The sequence below is a fragment of the Pseudomonas sp. 05N434 genome, assembly GCF_056396965.1.
Window position 1 is genome coordinate 1 of record NZ_JBFTMK010000348.1, and the last position, 6,094, is coordinate 6,094.

Annotated in this window: 8 protein-coding genes and 1 pseudogene; all 9 read left to right on the forward strand. The window is 59.3% G+C overall.

Annotation, left to right across the window (positions count from 1 at the left end):
* Positions 1–437 (forward strand): phage baseplate assembly protein V (locus AC1DLB_RS20130; protein WP_477785515.1); only part of this gene is annotated, 437 nt, incomplete at its 5' end.
* 10 nt (positions 438–447) lie between these two features.
* Positions 448–780 carry a phage baseplate protein gene (locus AC1DLB_RS20135; RefSeq protein ID WP_018926989.1) on the forward strand — a complete coding sequence of 111 codons (333 nt, stop codon included), beginning with the start codon at positions 448–450 and terminating at the stop codon, positions 778–780.
* A complete protein-coding gene (locus tag AC1DLB_RS20140) occupies positions 777–1,772 on the forward strand; it encodes a baseplate J/gp47 family protein (protein WP_477785516.1) in 996 nt (331 codons plus the stop codon). Before AC1DLB_RS20135 ends, AC1DLB_RS20140 begins: the two co-directional genes overlap by 4 nt.
* Positions 1,769–2,404: a phage tail protein I gene (locus AC1DLB_RS20145; RefSeq protein WP_477743335.1), complete on the forward strand. Its 636-nt coding sequence runs from the start codon at positions 1,769–1,771 to the stop codon at positions 2,402–2,404. Before AC1DLB_RS20140 ends, AC1DLB_RS20145 begins: the two co-directional genes overlap by 4 nt.
* Positions 2,405–3,946, forward strand: a complete 1,542-nt coding sequence (locus tag AC1DLB_RS20150) for a phage tail protein (RefSeq protein ID WP_477743336.1) — start codon at positions 2,405–2,407, stop codon at positions 3,944–3,946. It abuts the gene before it with no gap.
* On the forward strand, positions 3,947–4,396 hold the full coding sequence (locus AC1DLB_RS20155; RefSeq protein WP_477785517.1) for a hypothetical protein: 450 nt from the start codon (positions 3,947–3,949) through the stop codon (positions 4,394–4,396).
* A 100-nt stretch (positions 4,397–4,496) separates the two neighbouring features.
* Positions 4,497–4,706, forward strand: a complete 210-nt coding sequence (locus AC1DLB_RS20160; protein ID WP_018926984.1) for a hypothetical protein — start codon at positions 4,497–4,499, stop codon at positions 4,704–4,706.
* 2 nt (positions 4,707–4,708) lie between these two features.
* Positions 4,709–5,523 (forward strand): annotated as a pseudogene (locus AC1DLB_RS20165) (phage tail sheath protein).
* Positions 5,523–6,029 (forward strand): phage major tail tube protein, encoded by a 507-nt coding sequence (locus AC1DLB_RS20170; protein ID WP_086944769.1) that lies wholly within the window; start codon positions 5,523–5,525, stop codon positions 6,027–6,029. Before AC1DLB_RS20165 ends, AC1DLB_RS20170 begins: the two are co-directional and overlap by 1 nt.
* The last annotated feature ends 65 nt before the right edge of the window (positions 6,030–6,094 follow it).

The following is a 6,094-nucleotide window of genomic DNA, read 5'->3' on the forward strand; positions in this document are numbered from 1 at the left end:
CCCCGGCGATCCGGTTTTTCAACCCCAGTGCTGGCGCGCAGAGCGAGTCGCGGATTCCCTCCGTGGGCGAGCAGTGTTTGCTGTTGAACCACGGCGGTGGTGAGGGCGGTGGGCAGTCGGTGGCGTTGTTCGGTCTCAACGGCGGTCAGTTCCCGCCCGTCTCGACACAGGCATCGCTGACGCGTCGCCTCTATCAGGACGGCACGGAAAGCAGTTACGACCACGCCAGCCATACCTTGCACTGGAAAAACGGCCCGGCGGCGTTCACCGGCTCCCATGAATCCCTCGAGTTGAACATTGGCCCGGCGAGGCTGGCAATGAAGCCTGAGGCCATCGAATTGCAACTGGGCGCCGTCGGCATGCGGCTCGACGCTTCCGGTGTGCATCTGAGCGGCCCGTTGGTGGATCACCAGGGCCGCGTCATCAGTACTGCATAAAGAGCTTCCCATGATCGGAATCGATAGAAACACCGGCGCAACGGTCGACGACTGGCTGCAGTTCGTGCAGCGCGCCACCCGGGCGCTGACCACGCCGTTGGGCACGCGTCAGAAGCGCCCTTTGTATGGTTGCGCACTCACTGAGTTGCTGGGGCAGAACCTCGGCGACGACCTGCTGATTCTCGCCCAGAGCCATGCCGCCCAAGCGTTTTACAACAAGTACAACGGCATCGACGATTTCGAGCCGCAGGTCATTGTGGCCAGCCGCTACGGTGCCGGGTTGTTGTTGCGTTTCGCCGGCACCTGGAAAAACCGCCAACAGACCTTTGAGGTGGTGGCATGAGTATGTTGATACCTGGCCAGAACCAGTTGGCCGAACCGGCAATCGTCACGGTCGAAGCGTTCGAGGATCTGCTCGCGGAGTTCAAGACCTTCGTTGTCGAGTACGTCGGCGCCCGTTCCCCCGAGAGCGCGGCCAAGCTTGCGGTCAGCCTGGAAAACGAAAGCGAGTTGCTGACCCTGGCCCTTGAGGCGTTTTGTGTGCGGCTGCAAACCCACGAACGTAAATACAACGCTCGCATCAAGCAGATGCTGGCGTGGTGGGCCACCGGCACCAACCTCGACGCGCGCCTCGCGGACATGGGGCTTGAGCGCCAGTTGCTGGACCCGGGCGATCCGGCGGCATTCCCGCCTATCGATCCGGTCTACGAGAGCGATGACGACGCCCGGTTGCGTTATTACCTGGCGCCCCATGCACCGGCGGCGGGCTCGCGGATGCAGTATCGGCGCGAGATCTTCACCCTTGGCGAACGGCCTGTCGTGAAGGTGGAAACCACCGCGGCGGGTGTGGTGACGGTCACTTACACCTTCGACCCGGACGGCTATGTCGCGCAGGTCAAGGACGGCAACGGGCGCCGGACCGCGCCAGGCGAAGTCACGGTCACGGTGCTTTCCCGGGAGGGCGATGGCACGCCATCCCAAGCACTGCTCGACGGTGTTCGCCAGCATTTCGCCCGGCCTGATGTCCGGCCCGAAACGGACCTGGTCACCGTGCAKGGCGCGCAAATCAAGAACTACAAAATCCGGGTGATCGCGAAGATCAACCCGGGCCCCGATTCCGGGCTGACCAAGGTTGCCGCGCAACAGCAGCTGCAGGCGTATGCCGATGCCTGTCATCGCCTGGAAGGGCGAGTGGACCCGAGCTGGATCGACTACACGCTGCACAGCGCCGGCGCGGTTCAACTGCAAATTCTTGAGCCAGTGGCACCGATTGTGACGAGCGCTTTTCAAGCGCCGTATTGCACGGGCGTCGAGGTCGAGGTGGATACGTTATGAGTGACGACACACCTCGCCCGAGCCTGTTGCCGGCCAACAGCTCACCGCTGGAAAAGGCACTTGATCTCGGTTTCGCTCGGTTGCTCGAGCGCATCGATCCACCGTTCCCCGACCTGATGAATCCTGCCGAAACACCGCTGGCATTCCTGCCATATCTGGGCGCAGATCGCGGGGTCAGCGAATGGAGCGCCGAGGCGCCCGAGGTGGAAAAACGCCTGACGGTCGAACTCGCCTGGCCCACCGCACGACAGGCCGGGACACGAAAGGCGCTGGAAAGCGCGGCCAAGGGGTTGAGGCTGGTGCCGGAGATTCGTGCCTGGTACGAGCAAACGCCACCCGGCCCGCCTTACAGTTTTTCCGTCAGGGCCTTTACCGAACAGCCCTACAGCGAAGCAATCGACGCCCGTCTCGACCGACGCCTGGCCGATGCCAAAAGCGAACGCGACACCTTGACGGTTTCCGTCGGCTTGAGCGCATTCGGCAATCACGTCATCGGCGCCGCCACCGTGTGCGGTGAGCTGACCACGGTTTACCCGATTGTCATCGAAGGGCTTGAGGCCTCGGGCCAGGCCTTTATGGCCGCCGGACTCTACAGCGTCGAAACCTCCACTATTTATCCTCAGGGGTCCTAAATGGCCGACTATTACACCCTGCTCACTAATGCGGGGATCGCCTACGAAACCGCCTGTAAGGCGGCGGGCACACCGATCAAGTTGTCGCAGATTTCCGTCGGCGACGGCGGCGGCGCGGTTTACAACCCGGCCGCGACTGCCACGGCGCTCAAGCGTGAAGTGTGGCGTGGGCCGCTCAATGCGCTGTTCCAGGATGAGAAGAATCCGAGCTGGTTGCTGGCTGAAGTGACTATCCCGCCTGAAGTGGGCGGCTGGTATGTGCGTGAGGCCGGGATCTGGACCGATACCGGCATTCTTTACGCCATCGTCAAGTATCCGGAGTCGTTCAAGCCGGTGTTGGCGACTTCGGGGTCGGGGAAAGAGTTTTACATTCGTTCGATATTCGAGACCAGTAATGCGGCGTTGGTGACGTTGTTGATTGACGACACGGTTGTGAAAGCGACGCGTGCGTGGGTGATGAATTTTGTCGCCGATGAGCTTGCCAAGCTCGACAGGAAACAGTCTGTACGGGTGGCTACAACGGCCAACATTGTTTTAAGTGGTGCGCAAACAATTGATGGTGTTGCGGTAGTTGCTGGCGATCGGGTGCTCGTTAAAAACCAGGTGCAGGCGAAAGATAACGGAATTTATGTTGCGGATAATGGTGTTTGGGGGCGTTCAAAGGATGCTGACTCAAGTGTTGACGTAACTTCGGCACTAACAGTTTCGGTGGAGATGGGGGCTACGCTTACCGACACGATCTGGCAGCTCATCACAGACGGCATAATTGTATTAGGTACTACGTCGCTGACTTTCCAAGACGTCACAGCAGGATATGCCCGTTTGTTATCGCCGGCGTTTGGGGGGAATCCAACGGCGCCGACTCCGACGCTATTCGACAATACCAAGCAGATCCCTACGACCGAGTTTGTACAGCGGGCGCTCGGGAACTTTTCGGGCGGCCGATCTATAGCTCCCAGCGGCGCTATCACACTACTGGCAGCCGACGTTGGCCAGTTCTTGTCCATAGCTTACGGCGGGGCTCAAACAGTGACGCTGCCGTTGCTGGCGGATGTTCCCATTGGGGCAACGATCACTCTTCATAATCCTTCTGGCGTAGATAAGACAATTGTCGCCGCCGGTGCTGACAAGATAAGCCCGGATGGATCGCTCTATACAACCATGACCCTCAAGTGGGGCGAAACTGTCAGCCTTACCAAGGAAACTGGAGTGTGGCGTATGCATGGTATGGGGGGTCTGAAGTATTCACCGCAGTTCAAGGCGAGTCTTAATACGAGCGGATATCAAGCAAGTCCCAGTGGGACGTTGGACCAATGGGGGACGGCTCAGTCTGATGCAAACGGCTTTGTTTATGTAACTTTCCCCATATCCTTTCCAGTCGGTTTCAGTTCGATAGTTGGAATTCACGAGGGAGGTGATATGGCGGTAGTCATGCTTGTTATGGGTACTCAAACCAAGCAGGGGTGCACTTTGCGAATAAAAAACTTGAATAGCCAAACGAACGTTAACTGGTTCGTTCGCTGGCGGGCAGTGGGGTATTAAATGAGTGATCAAATGATTTTTTTTAGTCCAAGTACCTGCGGCGCTTATRAAACAGGTATTAATGGTGCAGATATTCCGAGTGATGTTATAGAAGTACCTCTGGAGTATTGGCTAAGTCTCCTTGATGAGCTATCGACCAGTCCCAAAAAGGTTGCTGCGCGTCAGTCTGATGGTTATCCGATTTTGATAGATCCGCCTCCGCTGTCAGCCGAGGAGTTGGCAGGCATCGAACGAGAGTGGCGGAATGTCCAGTTGGCTACAACTGACGCGGTGATTGTGCGGCACCACGACGAGCAGGAGGAAGGTGTCGAGACCACTCTTTCCGCAGCTCAATATGCAGAGCTGCAAGCTTATCGTCGAGCGCTTCGCAACTGGCCAGGAGCTGGCGAGTTTCCGTTGATTGAACACCGTCCGCCGTCGCCTCTTTGGCTTATAGCCCAGTCCCAATAAACGCCCCCGCACCGACGGGGCGTTTTCTTATCCGCTTCACATCACACAACACCCGACAGCCCCACTCATCCGGGGCTTTTTCGTATCTGGAGAACCCCAAATGGCACTACGCCAAACCTACACCGTGCTCGTCCCATTCCCCACCGGAGGTGGCCACTGGTCGAGCGTCGGTCAAGAACTCGACCTGCTCGATGTGGAAGCCAGTGCGCTGCGCAGCGCTGGTCGTCTGGAGCTGAAAAAAACCGAGGCCGTCGAGTCGGCCTCTACATCCACCCCGGCCAAAAAGGCCGCTGCCAAGAAGGCTGAATAACCATGGCTGAGGTTTTGAACTTCGAGCACAACGGCATTACCGTCAATGCCACTGAATCCCCCGAGGCCATGGGTGGCCTGGGTGACAACGTCATCGGTCTGGTCGGCACTGCGCCGAAAGCGGATCTGCTGATTCCGCGTAACGCCCCGTTCCGCATCAACAGCTTCACCACCCAGGCACTGTTGGACCCGACCGGTACCGAGTCGGGCACGCTGTTTCACGCGGTGTTCCAGATCCTGAAAGTGGTCAAGGTGCCGGTCTACGTGGTCATCGTCGAAGAGGGCGCGACCCCGGCCGACACCGTGAACAACGTGATCGGCGGCATCGAGCCAGTGACCGGTCGCAAACTGGGCCTGGCCGCGCTTGGCGGTGTACCGGAAGACCTGACGATTATCGGTGCGCCGGGTTTCACCGGCACCAAAGCAGTGGCCAGTGAGTTCGCCTCGTTCGGCAAACGCATCAAGGCTCGCGTGGTACTCGACGGCAAGGATGCCGCAGTCGCCGATCAAGTGACTTACAGCCAGGAGCTGGGCGGCGCGGACCTCGGTTTCGACCGCTGCCTGCTGGTGCACAACATGCCGTCGGTGTACTCCAAGGCCGCGAAGAAAAACGTGTTCCTGGCGCCATCGAGCCTGGCCATCGCCGCGCTGGCCAAGGTCAAGCAATGGGAGAGCCGTTGAACAGCGTCGAGAAGTACAAAAACGGTACCTGGTACGTGGTCATCGACTACGGCCGCTACGCGCCGAACGAACACATGATTTATCAACTCAACGCCCGCGATGAAATCATCGAGCAGTTCCTGGAGGACGTTCTCTAATGTTTACCAACCGCGTAAGACAGGCCATCGCGGCCACCCTGCAAGGCCTGCCGTTGTCGGCGACCGTGGAAGAGTTCACCCCGCCGAAGATCGAATTCGACATGGAAAACATGGTCGGCGGCCGCTTCGTCGTCGAGGAGATGGCCAAGAGCGCCAAGGCCCTGGGCGCCAAGTTGATCCTGCAGGGCGCCGGTCCCGAAGTGATGCTGGCGCTGGGCGTGAAGCTGGGCGACGACATCCTGCTGAACGTGCGTGAAGCCGGTCAGGATCAGGACGGTAACACCTGGTTCACCTACCACACCGTCGGCGGCAAGCTGAAGGTCCTCGAAGAAGCCATCGTGAAAATGGGTGAAAAGCCCAAGACCACCCTCGAGCTGTCCTGCCGCACCTACAACCGCCTGGAAAACGGCGTTCCGGTGATCGATGTCGACGTGCGCACCCAGAAGTTCGTGCTCAACGGCGTCGACATCCTCGGTGATGCCCGCCGCGCCGTGTTGCTGCCGTAACACCAAGGCCAACCAAGGCGCACAACCTGTGGGAGCGGGCAGGCTCGCTCCCACAAGGATTGTGG

What these genes read in the sequence shown, in the direction of transcription:
- AC1DLB_RS20135 (WP_018926989.1), top strand. Translation starts at nt 448, where the DNA reads ATGATCGGAATCGATAGAAACACCGGCGCAACGGTCGACGACTGGCTG.
- AC1DLB_RS20145 (WP_477743335.1), top strand. Translation starts at nt 1,769, where the DNA reads ATGAGTGACGACACACCTCGCCCGAGCCTGTTGCCGGCCAACAGCTCA.
- AC1DLB_RS20150 (WP_477743336.1), top strand. Translation starts at nt 2,405, where the DNA reads ATGGCCGACTATTACACCCTGCTCACTAATGCGGGGATCGCCTACGAA.
- AC1DLB_RS20160 (WP_018926984.1), top strand. Translation starts at nt 4,497, where the DNA reads ATGGCACTACGCCAAACCTACACCGTGCTCGTCCCATTCCCCACCGGA.
- AC1DLB_RS20170 (WP_086944769.1), top strand. Translation starts at nt 5,523, where the DNA reads ATGTTTACCAACCGCGTAAGACAGGCCATCGCGGCCACCCTGCAAGGC.